We start from the raw sequence: 16076 nt of genomic DNA, 5'->3' as shown, positions 1-16076 counted from the left end.
TCATAGCCCCCATGCACTTGAGACATTGTCAGAAATATCGGCACTTTTCTGAACGGGGACTTGCTGTCGGGCGAAATCTAGGCGCCTTCCTTCTTCGGAGGCTCGACGACGCGCAGGGACAATTCGCGCAGCTGGCGCGGTTCCGGGCTGCTCGGCGCGCCCATCAGCAGGTCCTCGGCACGCTGGTTCATCGGGAACAGCGTGATTTCGCGCAGGTTCTTGGCCCCGCACAGCAGCATCACGATCCGGTCGACGCCTGCGGCCATGCCCCCGTGCGGCGGCGCGCCATACTGGAAGGCGCGGTACATGCCGCCGAAGCGTTCTTCCACGTCCGCCTTGGAAAGACCGACAATCTCGAACGCCTTGACCATGGTTTCGGGCTTGTGATTCCGGATCGAGCCCGAGGCGATTTCATAGCCGTTGCAGACAAGATCGTACTGGAACGCCTTGATCGTCAGCGGATCCTGCCCCTCCAGCGCATCGATTCCGCCCTGTGGCATAGAGAACGGGTTGTGGCTGAAATCGACCTTCTTTTCGTCCTCGTCATATTCGTAGAACGGGAAATCGACGATCCAGCACAGTGCGAAGGCGTTTTCGTCGATCAGGCCCAGTTCCTCGCCGACACGGATGCGCGCCGCACCGGCCAGCTTGGCGGCATCGGCAGCCTTGCCAGCTGCAAAGAACAGCCCGTCATTCTCGCCAAGACCAAGCTCGGCATAGAGCTCGGCCATGCGCTCGGGCCCGTGGTTCTTGGCGATCGGCCCGCCGAACTCGCCGCCCTTGCGGGTAACGTAGCCAAGACCGGCGTAACCTTCCTTTCGGGCCCAATCGTTCATGTCGTCGAAGAACTTGCGGCTCTTTTCGTGGGTGCCCGGTGCGGGGATCACGCGAACCACCCCGCCGCCGCCGACGATCTTCTCGAACAGGCCGAAGCCGGACCGTTCGAAATGCTTCGACACGTCCGAGATGATCAGCGGGTTGCGCAAATCGGGCTTGTCGCTGCCGTATTTCAGCATCGCTTCGTCATAGGGGATGCGCGGGAATTCGCCCGCCGGGGTCACGGCCTTGTCACCTGCGAAGGCGGCGAAGGTGCCCTGAATGACAGGCTCCATCGTTTCCCACACTTCTTCCTGGGTGACGAAGCTCATTTCCAGGTCGAGCTGGTAGAATTCGCCCGGCAGACGGTCGGCGCGCGGGTCCTCGTCGCGGAAGCAAGGGGCGATCTGGAAATAGCGGTCGAAGCCCGCCACCATCAGCAGCTGCTTGTACTGCTGCGGCGCCTGCGGCAGCGCGTAGAACTTGCCGGTATGGATGCGGCTCGGCACGAGGAAGTCGCGCGCGCCTTCGGGCGAGGAGGCGGTGAGAATCGGGGTCGAGAATTCGTTGAAGCCCGCTGCGGCCATCCGCTGCCGCATATCGGCGATCACCGCCACGCGGGTCATGATGTTCTTGTGCAGCGTCTCGCGCCGCAGATCGAGGAAGCGGTACTTGAGGCGGATGTCCTCGGGATAAGGCTGCTCGTCGGCCACCGGCATCGGCAGCTCTTCGGCCGCGCTCTGCACGGTGATGGAGCGGGCGAACACCTCGATCTCGCCGGTCGCAAGGTTGGCGTTGACCGTTTCGGCCACGCGCGCCTTTACCTCGCCCTCGATAGTGATCACGCTTTCGACGCGCAGACCTTCGAGCACGGGCAGTGCCGGGCTGTCGCTGTCGGCAACGATCTGAGTGATGCCGTAATGATCGCGCAGATCGATGAACAGCACGCCGCCATGGTCGCGCTTGCGGTGAATCCAGCCCGACAGGCGGACGGTCTCGCCCACGTTCGCGGAAGAAAGCTGTGCGCAAGTATGTGTGCGGTAGGGGTGCATCTAAACTCTTGTCCTGTTCGCGGCTATGACGCTAGGGCGCGCGTCGCGCGGCGCTCATTGGTGCCCTTGGCGGGAACCGGGCTGCTATCGGCGCGCTAACAGGGGAAGCCTTGCCTTTTGTCAAGCGGCGCTTGCGAAGCAGGCAGGGCGAACTGGGACACATCCCGAGGGCGGCACTCCGCCCGCGACAAGCGAAGAGAACATGAAAATCCACGATCTGATTACCACCACCGAGGCTCTCTCCGACCTCTGCACCCGTCTCGCGAAGTCCGAATTCGTCGCCGTCGACACCGAATTCATGCGCGAGAACACCTATTGGCCCGAACTGTGCCTGGTGCAGATCGCCAATACCGAAGAAGCCGCCGCGATCGACCCGATGGCCGACGGCATCGACCTGACCCCGCTGCTCGATCTGATGTGCAACAATGAAGACGTGCTCAAGGTTTTCCATGCCGGCGGGCAGGATGTCGAGATCATCGTCAACATGACGGGCAAGACCCCGCATCCCATTTTCGACACGCAAATCGCGATGATGGCGATCAGCCAGTCCGAACAGATCGGTTATGCCAACTTGGTCGAGACCTGGATGGGGCTGACGATCGACAAGGGCGCGCGCTTCACCGACTGGAGCCGCCGCCCGCTGACCGACCGGCAAATCGAATATGCCATCGGCGACGTCACCCACCTGTCGAAAATCTTCCCGAAGATCCTGAAAAAGCTGATCAAGACCGGACGCGGAGTATGGTTGGACGCCGAAATGGAAAAGCTGGCCGATCCGTCGAACTATCTGATCGACCCGGGCAGCGCGTGGAAACGCATCCGTCAGCCGGGCCGCAATCCGCAGGTCTTGGGGCGGATGAAGGCGCTCGCCGCGTGGCGCGAGGGCGAAGCGCAGCACAAGAACATCCCGCGCGGCCGGATCATGCGCGACGAGACGCTGGCCGACATCGCTTCGCACCCACCCAAAGCACAGGCCGATCTCGCCAAGGTGCGCGGGCTTTCTTCCGCGTGGAAGGATAATGATATCGGCAAGCGGTTGATGAAGGTGCTGGCCGAAGCCGAGCCGCTGCCCAAGGACGAAATGCCCGAAAAGGCCGGACGCGGCGCGCCGCTGGGCAAGGAAGGCGCGCTGGTTGCCGACCTGCTCAAACTGCTGCTCAAGATCCGAGCCCGCGAGATCGATGTTGCCGCCCGCCTGCTGACCCGGGCCGAGGAGATGGAGGCACTTGCCGCCGGCATGCGCGATCTTCCTGTGCTCAAGGGCTGGCGGTTTGAGGTGTTCGGCAAGGATGCGCTCGATCTGGTTGAAGGCAAGCTCGCCTTCGCGGTCGAGAGGGGCAAGCTCAAGATGACCCATATCGACGATGTTCCCGTCCCCGAAGCTGTGCCCGTCCCCGACGCGCTGGCGGCAGAGTAACGACAGCGCCGTGAGCACCTATCTCCCCACCATCAAGCAGCTGCAATATCTCGTCGCGCTGCACGAACATGGCCATTTCGGGCGGGCGGCGGATGCCAGCTTCGTGTCGCAATCGACGCTGTCGGCCGGCATCCGCGAGCTGGAATCGCTGCTGGGCGTGACGCTGGTCGAGCGATCGCGCCGGGTGGTGCGCTTTACCGCATTGGGCGAACAGGTGGTGGCCAAGGCCAACCGGCTGCTACGAGAGGCCGAGGAACTCGCCGATCTGGTGCAGGCTGCGGGCAAGCCGCTGGTGGGCGAATTGCGCATGAGCGTGATCCCCACGATCGCCCCCTTCCTGCTCCCGCGCCTGTTGCCGCGATTGAAGCGCGAGCGGCCCGAACTCAAGCTGCTGCTGCGCGAGGAAACCAGTCAGGACGCGCTCGAATCGCTGCATCACGGGCGGGTCGATTGCGTGCTGCTGGCCCTGCCCTTCGATACCGGCGATGCGGCGATCGAACATATTTCGGATGATCGCCTGTTCGTGGCCTTCCCCAAGGACGACCCGCGCGATCCGCCGGCGAGCATTCCGCCGGAGATGATCGATACCGGGCGCCTGCTGCTGCTGGAAGATGGCCATTGCCTGCGCGATCACGCACTCGCCGCCTGCACCCGCAGCGAATTGCGCACCAGCGCGGCGATGATCGGCACCAGCCTTCACACGCTGGTTCAGCTGGTCGATAACGACCTCGGGCTTACCATGCTGCCGGAAATGGCGCTGGAGGCGGGGATCCTGAATGGAACAAAGGTGGTCGCAAGACCGGTCGACAGCCCGACCGCAAAGCGCGAAATCGTGCTGGCATGGCGCCGAAATTCCCCGCGCGAGGCGGATTTCAAGCTGCTGGCGGAAGAACTGCGCGCGGGTTGAACGATAGTTCGGGCCGAAGCCCTGAAAACCAATACTCCGGCGTCGCATCGCCACGCCTCCGCAGCACGAGCGATACGACACCGGAGCTTGTCGCCTGAAGTGGCAGGCGAAACCGGTAGCCCGGCCGACAAGTCGGCCTGCAGCGTCAGATCAGTAGCCCAGAGCGATATACTGGCTCCGCGGGCTGTTTTCAGCGAGACGTGCGGTTTCCATCTGCGCCAACCGGTCCTTCAGCTGGTCGTGGCTGCGCTGATCGTTGGCGAAGATGATGTTCGCGAGAAAATACACCTCGTCCGATTGCGTCACCGGAACCTCGTCAAGATTGTCGAGGCTGCGCACCGCACGCTTGGCGGTCGAGCGTTCGAACCAGCCACCCTCGCGATTGACGAATTCCAGATCGGTGGCCCGACCGTTCGCATCGCGCGTGAAGGCGATCTGCACGATCGCATTCTTGTTGTCGGTCCGGGTGGGCGCGGCCCGGCGCAGGGCCCGGTCAAGCTGGGCCGAGGCTTCGCTCTGCCAGTGCTGCATTGCGCTGCCGGGGCTGACCACGATGTCTTCGCCGGGTTGTGAAGCCGATGCCACCACGGGCCCAAGCAAGATCCCGCAGATACCTGCGGCCCCGGCCATAGCCAGCGCTCTCAATGTCGTTCTACCAAGCATGCCATCATCCTTTCGATTTTCGTCTGGATGATCGGCCCAAAAGACCTCCGCAGTATTCATGCGACCTGTTCTAGGGAAGGAGATTAAGGTCGATCGTTAACAGTAAGCCTGCGGAGCTTTCTGCATGACAAGTATACGTCAAGACCGTTGGCGAATCCAGCTTTGCTCCGCATGGTTAGCAGACTCATGTCAAGAGCATGAATTTGCAGCGCTTGCGGGATGACGTTACGGCATGGCCGGTTCGGCGCAGTGTTTCGCTGCACCGTCTCCGCCGCGGCAAAATGCCGCTCGCCGCGTCCGAGTCGCACAGACCCGGCTAACTGACGACGGCGCGCTCAGCACTCCACCAGCGCGAAACTCATCACCAGACCCGTGCCCAGCGCCATGCCGACCCGCCGCACCGGCCCGCCGAAGCGGCTGCGGCGGCGGCGCGCCCTGGCCGAACCGGCGGCATCGTTCGCGGCAAGTTCCAGTAGGCTGTCGGTCTGGCGGTCTTCGATATCATCGACCAGCGCGTTCACATCTTCGGCCAGCAATTCAGCATCGCCGATTAGCGCCGAAGCGCGGGCATAGTCACCTTGCGCGATCGCGCTTTTCGCCTCGCTCTGAAGCTTGCGCGCATGATCTGCCAATTGTCCCACGTAAGCGCCCGGTTGGCGCGATGAATCCGATCCCATAGGAGACAATATAACCCGAACCTGAAAGCCTTTTCCAGCCTCAATCCATATGCTTGAGGCCGACCCGCAGGTAATCCCAGCCGGTGACGCAAGTCAGCACAGCGGCGGTCCAAAGGCTGACGAGCCCGACCAGATGCACCCAGCTTTGCGCGATGGTTCCGCAGCCTTCGCCCACCGCCTGACATGGCGGCCCGTGCACCGCGCCGCCAAGAATGAGCGCGCCCAACGCGACGAGTTGGAAGGTGGTCTTCCATTTGGCGAGCTTCGACACCGGCACCGATACCTGAATCCCGCCCAGAAATTCCCGCAGCCCCGACACGGCGATTTCGCGGACCAAGATCACGAGGCCCGCGATCACGTGGATGTCGCCCACGTATGGCCCGCGTAGGTAGCCTTGCGCAGTCAGCACCAGAATGACGGCGGCAACCATGATCTTGTCGGCAATCGGATCAAGGAAGATACCCATCTTCGACACCGTGCCCTGCGCCCGCGCGAGATAGCCGTCGAGAAAATCGGTGATCGCGATCACAGTATAGAGCACGAACCCGATCAGGTAGCCCAGCCGCCATTCCGGCCACCACAGGAAAAAGGCAAGCAGCGGCACCGCGAAGATGCGAGACAGGGTGAGGATGTTCGGCAGATTCAGCATCGTTACCCCCACGCTCTAGCGCGACCGGGCGGCGTGCAAAAGACCGCTTGCACCAGCATTCCCCTGTCTAGGCTGACGCTGCGTGCCCTAGCGCGAGGCTTGTGAATATGCGGCTGGGCGCTATGTCCCATCAAACGCACAGGGAAGCACCGGCACAGAAACCGCATGACCACATCCACCAATCTCATGCGCCAGCGGCGGTTTCTGCCGTTGTTTCTGACCCAGTTGCTGAACGCGCTCAACGACAATCTCTACAAGAACGCAATGGTGCTTTTCGTAGTCTATCAGGTCTACGATTCGCCCGAGATGGAAACGCTGATCAGCGGCGTCGCCACTGCGCTGTTCGTGCTGCCCTTCGTGCTGTTCTCGGCGACCTCGGGCCAGCTTGCCGACATGCGCGACAAGACCAGGATCATCCGCTGGATCAAGTTTGCCGAGATCATCATCATGTCGGTCGGCGCCACCGGCCTGCTATTGGCGGCGCGGGGGATTTCGGTGGAAGGCCTTGCCATTCCGCTGATGTTCGTCGCGCTGTTCGCGATGGGGGTGCATTCGACCTTCTTCGGCCCGATCAAATACGCGATCCTGCCACAGCACCTGCACAAGGATGAAGTGCTGGCGGGAACGGGCCTCGTCGAAGCAGGCACCTATGTCGCGATCCTCGTCGGGATGATCCTGGGCGGGGTGATGCCGATCATGGCAAGCATCGTTGTAGTGATCGCCATCGCACTGGTCGGCTATATCGTATGCCGCTGGGTACCCCCTGCCCCGCCCGAGACGACCGAAACCAAGGTCGACTGGAACCCCTTGCGCGCGTCGAAATCGCTTATCCTGTTCTCGATGGGCAATCTGGAATTGCGTTACTCGGTGCTAGCGATCAGCTATTTCTGGGCCATCGCCGCGATCCTTTCGGTGCAGTTCATCCCGCTCGCCAAGAACGTGCTGCTGGCCGACAAGCAGGTTGCGGCGGTGATGCTGGTGGCCTTTTCGGCCGGGATCGCCATCGGTTCGGTGTCGATCAACGCGCTGCTGAAGGGCGATATCTCGGCGCGCTATTCGGCACCTTCGGTGATCGCTCTGGGCGGATTGCTGATCACTTTCTACCTGCTGTGCCGGATGTGGGATCTGACGCCGCAGGGCGAGCTGTTCACGGTGACCGAATTTCTCAGCCAGCCGCTGGCGCTGGTGCTGACCGCCAATCTTCTGCTGATCGCCATTGCCGGCGGCATGTTCGTGGTGCCGCTATATGCCTTCCTGACCACACGCGTCGAAAAGAGCGAGGCCTCGCGTTCGGTCGCGGCCAACAACTTCATCTCGTCGGTGTTCATGGTGGTGGGTGCCGGCGTCGCAGGGGTGCTCGGCTATTTCGGCATCCCGCTCGAGGAGCAATTGCTGCTGAGCCTGTTCCTGTGCGTGCTATCGGCCCAGCTGGCGCGCAAGCTGCACGCGCTCGAGGCGCTGCGTGGGCCCGAACTGCCCTAGATAATAAAGGTCAGGATCGCAGCCGTCGCCGCAACATAGACGCTGGCAAAGCCGCGCACGTCGGCCAGCGTCAGGCGCCACAGGTCTTCGGCCGGGATCGGAAAGAGATCGCGCTTCACATGCGGCGGCAGGCTGGCGCGGAACCAGTGGCGGGCGCTTTCATCGGTCAGAACAAGGCTGCGGCGCATCAGGCGAATCTCCCGTCCAAGAGAATCCGACTTTAAGACTTCCTTAACTAATGGGAACCGTCACTGCACTGCTTGTCACAGCTTGGGACAGGCTGTGCACGCCTGTGCATGACCGGTGGTTTGCGCGCTTGCACGCTCGGATGTAGAGGCCGGAGCGGACAAGACGGGAGAGTTTCACGTGCCTGATCAAACGCGCACAGACACCGGTAAGAGCGCGGCGGCGCTGCTGGTCGAATGCCTCGCCATTCAGGGCTGCGAGCGGATCTTCACTGTGCCGGGCGAAAGCTTTCTCGCCGTGCTCGACGCGCTGCCGGAACGGCCCGAAATCGATGTCGTCACCTGCCGTCAGGAAGGCGGGGTTGCCTACATGGCCTGCGCCGACGGCACAATGACGGGGCGGCCGGGCGTCGCCTTCGTCACCCGCGGCCCGGGCGCGACCAATGCCAGCATCGGCGTGCATGTGGCGCACCAGGATTCGCAGCCGATGATCCTGTTCGTGGGCGATGTAGCCCGCGGGATGCAGGGGCGCGAAGGGTTTCAGGAAGTGGATTTTCCAGCCTTCTTCGGCCCTATCTGCAAATGGGCGGCACGGATCGACGATCCGGCGCGTATTCCCGAATATGTCGCCCGAGCCTATGCGGTCGCGATCAACGGCCGACCGGGGCCGGTCGTGCTCGCCCTGCCAGAAGATATGCTGGTGGAGGACGTCCCCTCCACGCTCGAACCGCGCCCCTTTGTCGACCGCGTCGCGCAGGCCGCCTGTCCCGATGCGATGCAGGCGCTGTTCGGCCTGATTGCCGATGCCGCCAGCCCTGTCGCAATCATCGGCGGCGCGGGCTGGAACGCCAAGGCGCGCCATTACTTCCAGCAATTCGCCGAACGCATCGGCCTGCCAGTGGCGACCGCGTTCCGGCGCCAGGATGCGATCTCCCCCGCTTGCCCGGTCTATGCCGGAAATCTCGGCTACGGCCCGAACCCCAAGCTGCTCGAACGGGTCAGACAGGCCGATCTCGTCATCGCGGTCGGTGCGCGGCTGGGCGAGGCGACCACAGACGGTTATGAGGTGCCGGCGCTCGAACACCCCGGACAGATCCTCGTCCATATCCATCCCGACCCGGAAGAACTCGGGCGCGTCTACCGCACCGATCTGGCCCTGTGCTGTAGCATGGACGAATTTGCCGAAAGCGCCGCGCTGTGGGCGGATGACGGGATCATTCCTTTCGATGCCGGGGGCGAGGCGCATCGCGAATGGCTGGAATGGGCTACACCCGCGCCTGCCGATGCGGCCATGGATCTCGCCGCCTGCGTCGCGGCAATGCGCGAGGCGCTGCCCGATGACACGATCATCTGCAACGGCGCGGGGAATTTCGCCGGGTGGTGGCACCGCTACTGGCGCTACAAAGCCTTCCCCGGCCAGCTTGCGCCGACCTGCGGTGCGATGGGTTACGGGGTGCCCGCCGCCGTCGCCGCGAGCTTGCGCTTTCCGGATCGCGCCGTGGTCGCCGTGGCGGGTGACGGCGACTTCCTGATGAACGGACAGGAACTGGCCACGGCGGCGCAATACGGCGCCAACTTGATCGTGGTGGTCGTCGACAATGGTGCCTACGGGACGATCCGCATGCATCAGGAGCGCGAATATCCGGGCCGCGTCTCGGCCACCGCGCTCGCCAACCCCGATTTCGCCATGCTGGGCGCCGCCTACGGCGCTTGGAGCGCGAAGGTGGAGACCACCGCTGAATTTATTGCCGCGCTGGAAGAAGCCAAGCACCGTAAAGGCCTGCGGCTGATCCACGCCAAGACCGATCTTGAATGGATCGCCGCCAGCGGTGCAACAATCAGCGGGCTGCGCGCCCGCGCGAACGCCACCGCCGCATGACGAAGCGACCGTAAACAGCGAGAGGCCGCCCTCCCCTGATGGGAAGGCGGCCTCGCATGGCAATCAGCCAAAAGGTGTCGGATCAGATCCGGTCGCCCAGTGCGCCCTTGATCTCGCCCTTGGCCTTGTCGGCCTTGCCTTCGAGTTCCTGGGCCACGCCCTTGGCGCGGGTCTTGGGATCGTCGGACTGCTGCCGGGCCTCGCCCAGTGCTTCTTTGACGGTGCCTTTGATCTTGTCGGTGAGTTCACCCATGATCGTCCTCCATATTGCAAGCCAATGGATTTATTGGCTTTTCATGACATCAATGGGTGGCAAAGGCGATCGTTCCGTTGTGGCAGGACAGACAGTGCCCGAGGCGGGACAAGGCGTTGAAAGCAGGCGGAGTCACCCCTTCGCCATATCGCAAATCACCCGCCATTCCTCAGGACTTACCCCGCACACCGAGAGGCGTGACTGACGAATCAGCTGCATATCGGCCAGCCGGGGCTCGGCCTTGATCGCCGTAAGCGATACCGGGTGGGCGAATTTCTCCTTGGGCTTTACCTTCACCGCCGCCCATTTGCCGGTCTCGTCGGTCGGATCGGTGATCCCGGCGACGCTGATGGTGCAGATGCCGACGATCTCCAGTCCCTCGCGCGAATGGTAGAAGAAGGCCTCGTCGCCTACCTGCATTGCAGCTAGGTTGTTGCGCGCCTGATAATTGCGCACCCCGTCCCACGTGCCCTCCCCCTCGGCGACGAGATCATCCCAGCTGTACTTGAAGGGTTCGGACTTCATCAGCCAGTATTGGCGGGCCATGGCGGGTGCTCTCCTTGCGGCAAATGCGGGATCGGAAGGGTGCGATAGCCCGCTCCGCCCCTTGCCGCCAAGCCCCTTGCCACCCCCATTCCACCGTAAGGAATTGTCGCAATTAACCTGATTTTTAGCGCTTTCTGCGATTCAGCAGGAGTTCGCACGGGGTGCCGACCGCAGCGGTCGCATCCGGCTATTCGCGAGGCAGACGGTTTTGACGGAGCACGAATCAAACAACCCGCTGCAGCGCGCTGAACGCGACGTCGTGGCGCTCGGTATTGCTGCGGCGGCTATCATCCTGCTGGTAGCGACCGGAGGGGCGGTGGTGCCCGATGCGGTATTCGCCTTGATGGGCTCGGGGACAATGCCCGACAGGCTGCTCGTCAGCGCTCTGCTGTTGAATATCGCGCTGATTATCTTCGGCTGGCGGCGCTACCGCGAACTCACCACAGAGATCGCCGAGCGTCGTCACGCCGAGCAACAGGCGCGGCTGCTAGCAGCGACCGACCCGCTCACGCACTGCCTCAACCGGCGCAGCATGATCGATGCCACCGAAGAACTGCACGCGCGGGCAATGCAGCGCGGCGAGGCAATCGTCTATTGCATGATCGATCTCGACAACTTCAAGCAGATCAACGACATGTATGGACATATCTACGGCGATGAGGTGCTGGTTGCGCTGTCGGAAAAGATCCGCAAGCTGCTCCCGCGCGAAGCCCGGCTGGCGCGTCTGGGCGGCGACGAGTTTGCCTTTGTCATGCCCTTCCAGACGGGCCATCACGACCGCATCGAGGATCTTGTGGTCCGCCTGTTTGCCAGTGTCGGCGAACCCCTGGAGGTGCGCGACATTATCGTCGAGCTGACGATTTCGATCGGCATTGCAACCAATGAAGACGCGGTCGATTTAACCGATCGGGCCGCCGATGCCGCCACGCTCATGCACCGCGCAGATATGGCGCTCTACCACGCCAAGAAGCAGGGGCGGAACTGCCACTTCTGGTTCGACGCCAGCATGGAAAACGAGATCCGATTCCGCAATCAGCTGGAAACCGGCATTCGCCGCGGATTGCTGCAGCGCGAATTCGTGCCCTATTATGAACAGCAGGTCGACATCGACAGCGGCGAGCTGGTCGGGTTCGAGATGCTCGCGCGGTGGCAATCGGAACAGCTCGGGTTGGTGAGTCCGGAGATATTCATTCCGGTCGCCGAGGAAATGGGGGTCATCACCCAGCTGTCGGAACAGCTGATGGAACAGGCATTTGCCGATGCGCGCGAATGGGATGAAAGCCTGTCACTGTCGATCAATATCTCGCCGGTGCAATTGCGCGATCCGTGGTTTGCGCAGCGCCTGCTGAAAAAGCTGATCGCCGCCAACTTCCCGCCCGCACGACTGGAAATCGAAATCACCGAAAGCTGCCTGCACGAGAATATCGGGCTGGTCCGTTCGATGATCACCTCGCTCCGCAATCAGGGCGTACAGATCAGTCTGGACGATTTCGGCACCGGTTATTCCAGTCTCGAACAGCTGCGCCACCTGCAGTTCGACCGGATCAAGATCGACCGCAGCTTCATCAGCGAGCTGCGCGAGCCTACGGGACGGGCACGGATTGTCGAGGCGATCATCGCAATGGGCCGCGGGCTGGACCTGCCCCTGACCGCCGAAGGCGTGGAAGACCAGGAAATCCTCGCCGCGCTGCGCGCCATGGGGCGACTGAAGGCGCAAGGCTATCTCTACGGCAAGCCCGAACCTGCCGAGAAAGTGCGCCAGCGGCTCGCTGCGCAGGGCAAGCTGTCAGCCGATAAGGCGGCCGCATTTCCACCTGCAAAGGGAGCCGGGACCAAGCGCGACCTGCCGCGCGCGGCCAACTCCTGACGCCGGTTGCAGGCGCGGGACTGGACGCACGCCCCGCGCGTGCATAGATGCGCAGCCGTGACGCAGCGTATCCCCTTCACCAAGATGCACGGTCTCGGCAATGATTTCGTCGTGATCGATGCTCGCGAAAGCTCGCTCCCCGCGATGACCCCCGCGATTGCGCGCGCGCTTGCCAACCGGCGCACGGGGATCGGCTGCGACCAGCTGATCCTGCTCCAGCCGAGCCAAACGCACGCCTTCCGGATGCGCATATTCAATGCCGACGGGGGCGAGGTTGAGGCTTGCGGAAATGCCAGCCGCGCGGTGGCGCTGCTGCATGGCGAACCCGCCACGATCGAGACCGGCGGCGGACCGATCACGCTCGAACCGATGGCGCGCGGCGCACGGGTCGACATGGGCAAACCCCGCTTCGAATGGGACGCCATCCCGCTCGCCTATGCAATGGATACCGCCGCGATGCCGGTAGGCTGGGAGACGCTGGACGCGCCGATGGCGGTGAATGTCGGCAATCCGCATGTCATCTTTTTCGTGGGCGATTGCGATGCCATACCGCTCGATGTGCTGGGGCCGGTGATCGAGCACGATGCCCTGTTTCCCGAGCGCGTGAACGTTAATGTCGCGAGCATTGCCGGGCCGGACCATCTGAAATTGCGCGTGTGGGAACGCGGCGTGGGCCTGACGCTGGCGTGCGGCACCGGGGCCTGCGCGACGGCGGTGGCGGCGATCTGGCGCGGTCTGGTGAACAGCCCGGTGCGCGTCACTCTGCCCGGCGGCGACCTCGAGATCGCATGGGAACGGGGTGGCACCATCCTAATGAGCGGCCCTGCGACCGAAAGTTTCCGCGGCAGCTTCAACTGGGACGACTTTGCCAGCGGAGCGGTGGCGTGAACGCACCGCACATCATATCCCTCGGCTGTCGCATGAACATCGCTGAAAGCGAGCGGATGCGCGCAATGCTGGCGGGAGACGAGAATCTCGTCGTCGTCAATTCCTGTGCGGTCACGGGCGAGGCTCTGCGCCAGACGCGGCAAGCGATCCGCCGCGCGCGCCGCGACCATCCGCAGGCGCGGCTCGTCGTTACCGGCTGCGCGGCCGAGATCGACCGCGCGGAAATCGGCGCGATGGCCGAGGTAGACGGGTTGGTGGCCAACGCCGCGAAACTCGATCCGCGCAGCTGGAACGCGCCCGTCGCTGCCCCGCCGATCGCTCCGGCGCGCACCCGCGCCTTCGTTGCGGTGCAGAACGGCTGCGACCATGCCTGCACCTTTTGCGTGATCCCGCAGGGGCGCGGGCCAAGCCGATCGCTGCCTGTGACAGAGGTGCTGCGCGAGATCGAAACGCATCTTGACGCGGGGGCAAAGGAGGTGGTGCTTACCGGCGTCGATCTGACATCCTGGGGGCATGACCTGCCCGGCGCGCCCCGGCTGGGCGTGCTAGTGCGGGCGATCCTCTACGAATTTGCCGCCCTCCCCCGATTACGCCTTTCGTCTGTCGACGGGGTGGAGATCGATCCCGCGCTGTTCGATCTGCTTGCGCATGACGCCCGCGTGATGCCCCACCTGCACCTCTCGCTCCAGCACGGGGCTGACCTGATCCTCAAGCGCATGAAACGCCGCCATCTGCGCTGCGACGCGGTGGAACTGGTGGCGCGGCTGAAGGCGCTGCGCCCCGATGTGGCAGTGGGCGCAGACCTGATCGCAGGCTTTCCGACCGAGACCGAGGCGCATCATGCCGAAAATCTCGCGATCATCGACGAACTCGGCATCGTCCACGCCCACATCTTCCCCTTCTCGCCCCGTCCCGGCCCCCCTGCCGCGCGAATGCCGCAGCTCCCGCGCGCCGTGGTTAAGGCGCGCGCGGCCGAATTGCGCGAACGTGCCGCTGCAACCCGGGCGGCGTGGCTCGCCGGGCTTGTGGGCGAAACGTTTCCCGTCCTCGCCGAACGCGACGGCACGGGCTATGCCCCCAATTACGCCCGCATCACCCTGCCCCCGCAGGCCACGGCGGGCACGATTATCGACGTAACCCCGCGCGAGGTCAGGGAGGGCCTGCTCGTATGAGTGAAACCAGCTGGACCCAGCGCCTGTTCGGCGGCTTTGCCAAGACGTCCGAACGCCTGACCGCCAACCTCGCTGGCGTCGGCGGCACGGCGAAGCTCGACGATGCGACGCTCGACGAGGTCGAGGATGCGCTCATCATGTCCGATCTCGGCCCGGCTGCGGCCGGACGTATCCGGGCGCGGCTGTCGGACAAGCGCTTCGGCCTTGAAATCACCGCGCGCGAGTTGAAAGAGGCCGTGGCCGAGGAAATCGCCGCGATCCTGCGTCCGGTGGCCAAGCCGCTCGAAATCACCGCCTTTCCGCGTCCTCAGGTGATCCTCGTGATCGGGGTCAACGGGAGCGGAAAGACCACAACCATCGCCAAGCTCGCGCACCTGTTTCAGGAGGACGATTACGGCGTGCTGTTGGCGGCAGGCGACACCTTCCGCGCCGCCGCGATCGGCCAGCTGGCGACTTGGGCCGAGCGTATCGGTGTCGATCTGGTGCGCGGCCCCGAGGGCGGCGATCCGGCGGCGATCGTGTTCGATGCGGTGAAGCAAGCCACCGATACGGGCATCGACGCGCTGATCGTCGACACTGCCGGACGGCTCCAGAACAAGAAGGAGCTGATGGAGGAACTGGCCAAGATCCGCCGTGTGCTCGGCCGCCTGAACCCGGAGGCACCGCATGACGTGGTGCTGGTGCTTGATGCCACCAACGGCCAGAATGCGCTCTCGCAGATCGACGTGTTCAAGGAAGTGGCGGGTGTCACCGGCCTTATCATGACCAAGCTTGACGGCACCGCGCGCGGCGGCGTGCTGGTGGCGGCGGCGGAGCAATATGGCCTGCCCATCCACGCCATCGGTGTGGGCGAAAAGATGGAAGACCTGCGCCCCTTCGATCCCGATCTGGTCGCGCGTGTGATCGCGGGGGTGGCGTGATGAGCGACAGCGAAGGCAAGAAGGCCGCTTCCAGCTGGCTCAACGTCGCGGTCGATTACGGCCCACTCCTGGTGTTCCTTGGCGTTTATCGCATGAACGCCCCCGCCGAGCCGAGCCCCGCCGGCGAGCTGGGCGCAATCATCTACGGCACCGGCGCCTTCATGGTCGCGGCGGTGGCGGCATTGCTGTTCTCGAAATGGCGGCTGGGCAAGGTCTCGCCGATGCTGTGGTTCTCGACCGCGCTGATCGTGGGCTTCGGGGGACTGACGATCTTCTTCGGCGACCCCACCTTCGTACAGCTGAAGCCGACGATCATCTATGCCTGCTTCGGCGTGGCGCTGCTGGGCGGTTTCTTTATGGGCAAGGCGCTGCTCAGGATCCTGCTCGAAGCCGCATTCGAAGGGCTTACCGAGCAAGGCTGGCTCAAACTTTCGCGCAACTGGGGGGTGTTCTTCCTGTTCCTCGCGCTGCTCAATGAGGGCTTGCGCGCGCAGCTTTCCTTTGAAAGCTGGCTGTGGGCCAAGCTGTGGGTGTTCCTGCCGCTGACCTTCCTGTTTACCTTCAGCCAGATCCCGATGCTGCTGAAGAACGGCCTGAGCTTCGAGGAACGCGACGAGCCGCTCAAGAACGAGCCGCCGACGGGTAGCTAACGCAGCTTTCGGGTCGCATCGCGGAGAACCGAAAACCGGCTCCCGCTTTTTGG

16 protein-coding genes are annotated in these 16076 nt (G+C 63.6%); 9 read left to right on the top strand and 7 right to left on the bottom strand.

From position 1 onward, the window contains the following. Positions 1–77: 77 nt before the first annotated feature. Positions 78–1868 carry an aspartate--tRNA ligase gene (gene aspS / locus OIK40_RS14345; RefSeq protein WP_273679042.1) on the bottom strand — a complete coding sequence of 597 codons (1791 nt, stop codon included), beginning with the start codon at positions 1866–1868 and terminating at the stop codon, positions 78–80. 202 nt (positions 1869–2070) lie between these two features. On the opposite strand from aspS, the gene rnd reads away from it, so the two are divergent. Together rnd and OIK40_RS14335 are read left to right on the top strand one after the other, a co-directional pair. After that, on the top strand, positions 2071–3285 hold the full coding sequence (gene rnd / locus OIK40_RS14340) for a ribonuclease D (protein ID WP_273679041.1): 1215 nt from the start codon (positions 2071–2073) through the stop codon (positions 3283–3285). 10 nt (positions 3286–3295) lie between these two features. After that, a complete protein-coding gene (locus OIK40_RS14335) occupies positions 3296–4192 on the top strand; it encodes a LysR substrate-binding domain-containing protein (RefSeq protein WP_273679040.1) in 897 nt (298 codons plus the stop codon). A gap of 150 nt (positions 4193–4342) precedes the next feature. On the opposite strand, the gene OIK40_RS14330 is transcribed toward OIK40_RS14335, so the two are convergent. From OIK40_RS14330 to pgsA, 3 genes are all read right to left on the bottom strand, one after another. Beyond that, positions 4343–4915, bottom strand: coding sequence for a hypothetical protein (locus OIK40_RS14330; protein WP_273679039.1), 573 nt, complete (start codon positions 4913–4915; stop codon positions 4343–4345). A 275-nt stretch (positions 4916–5190) separates the two neighbouring features. Further along, positions 5191–5496 carry a hypothetical protein gene (locus OIK40_RS14325; protein WP_273679038.1) on the bottom strand — a complete coding sequence of 102 codons (306 nt, stop codon included), beginning with the start codon at positions 5494–5496 and terminating at the stop codon, positions 5191–5193. Between the two features lie 76 nt (positions 5497–5572). Then, entirely contained in the window at positions 5573–6181 is a 609-nt protein-coding gene (gene pgsA, locus OIK40_RS14320) for a CDP-diacylglycerol--glycerol-3-phosphate 3-phosphatidyltransferase (RefSeq protein ID WP_273679037.1), read from the bottom strand. Between the two features lie 165 nt (positions 6182–6346). Here pgsA and OIK40_RS14315 point away from each other — a divergent pair, with 165 nt between their 5' ends. Then, positions 6347–7663: an MFS transporter gene (locus OIK40_RS14315; RefSeq protein WP_273679036.1), complete on the top strand. Its 1317-nt coding sequence runs from the start codon at positions 6347–6349 to the stop codon at positions 7661–7663. On the opposite strand, the gene OIK40_RS14310 is transcribed toward OIK40_RS14315, so the two are convergent. Further along, positions 7660–7851 carry a hypothetical protein gene (locus OIK40_RS14310; RefSeq protein WP_273679035.1) on the bottom strand — a complete coding sequence of 64 codons (192 nt, stop codon included), beginning with the start codon at positions 7849–7851 and terminating at the stop codon, positions 7660–7662. The two genes, OIK40_RS14315 and OIK40_RS14310, sit on opposite strands and share 4 nt — an antisense overlap. Before the next feature lie 178 nt (positions 7852–8029). Between OIK40_RS14310 and OIK40_RS14305 the strand changes: the two genes are divergently transcribed. Beyond that, positions 8030–9727, top strand: a complete 1698-nt coding sequence (locus OIK40_RS14305; RefSeq protein WP_273679034.1) for a thiamine pyrophosphate-binding protein — start codon at positions 8030–8032, stop codon at positions 9725–9727. An 82-nt stretch (positions 9728–9809) separates the two neighbouring features. On the opposite strand, the gene OIK40_RS14300 is transcribed toward OIK40_RS14305, so the two are convergent. Both OIK40_RS14300 and OIK40_RS14295 read right to left on the bottom strand, forming a co-directional pair. Next, a complete protein-coding gene (locus OIK40_RS14300) occupies positions 9810–9980 on the bottom strand; it encodes a CsbD family protein (protein ID WP_273679033.1) in 171 nt (56 codons plus the stop codon). A 132-nt stretch (positions 9981–10112) separates the two neighbouring features. Next, positions 10113–10526 carry an EVE domain-containing protein gene (locus OIK40_RS14295; RefSeq protein ID WP_273679032.1) on the bottom strand — a complete coding sequence of 138 codons (414 nt, stop codon included), beginning with the start codon at positions 10524–10526 and terminating at the stop codon, positions 10113–10115. 208 nt (positions 10527–10734) lie between these two features. Here OIK40_RS14295 and OIK40_RS14290 point away from each other — a divergent pair, with 208 nt between their 5' ends. The 5 genes from OIK40_RS14290 (at position 10735) to OIK40_RS14270 (ending at position 16023) form a co-directional block, all read left to right on the top strand. After that, complete coding sequence (locus tag OIK40_RS14290; RefSeq protein ID WP_273679031.1) at positions 10735–12393, top strand: putative bifunctional diguanylate cyclase/phosphodiesterase; 1659 nt, start codon at positions 10735–10737, stop codon at positions 12391–12393. A gap of 84 nt (positions 12394–12477) precedes the next feature. Next, positions 12478–13281: a diaminopimelate epimerase gene (dapF, locus tag OIK40_RS14285; RefSeq protein ID WP_273679064.1), complete on the top strand. Its 804-nt coding sequence runs from the start codon at positions 12478–12480 to the stop codon at positions 13279–13281. Beyond that, positions 13278–14453, top strand: coding sequence for a MiaB/RimO family radical SAM methylthiotransferase (locus OIK40_RS14280; RefSeq protein WP_273679030.1), 1176 nt, complete (start codon positions 13278–13280; stop codon positions 14451–14453). Before dapF ends, OIK40_RS14280 begins: the two co-directional genes overlap by 4 nt. Continuing rightward, on the top strand, positions 14450–15373 hold the full coding sequence (gene ftsY / locus OIK40_RS14275; RefSeq protein WP_273679029.1) for a signal recognition particle-docking protein FtsY: 924 nt from the start codon (positions 14450–14452) through the stop codon (positions 15371–15373). The genes OIK40_RS14280 and ftsY overlap by 4 nt, the downstream gene beginning before the upstream one ends. Then, entirely contained in the window at positions 15373–16023 is a 651-nt protein-coding gene (locus tag OIK40_RS14270) for an inner membrane-spanning protein YciB (protein ID WP_273679028.1), read from the top strand. The genes ftsY and OIK40_RS14270 overlap by 1 nt, the downstream gene beginning before the upstream one ends. The last annotated feature ends 53 nt before the right edge of the window (positions 16024–16076 follow it).

The organism is Erythrobacter fulvus (assembly GCF_028595285.1).
GTDB classification, from domain to species: Bacteria; Pseudomonadota; Alphaproteobacteria; order Sphingomonadales; family Sphingomonadaceae; genus Erythrobacter; species Erythrobacter fulvus.
This window is presented reverse-complemented; position numbering and strand designations above follow the sequence as displayed.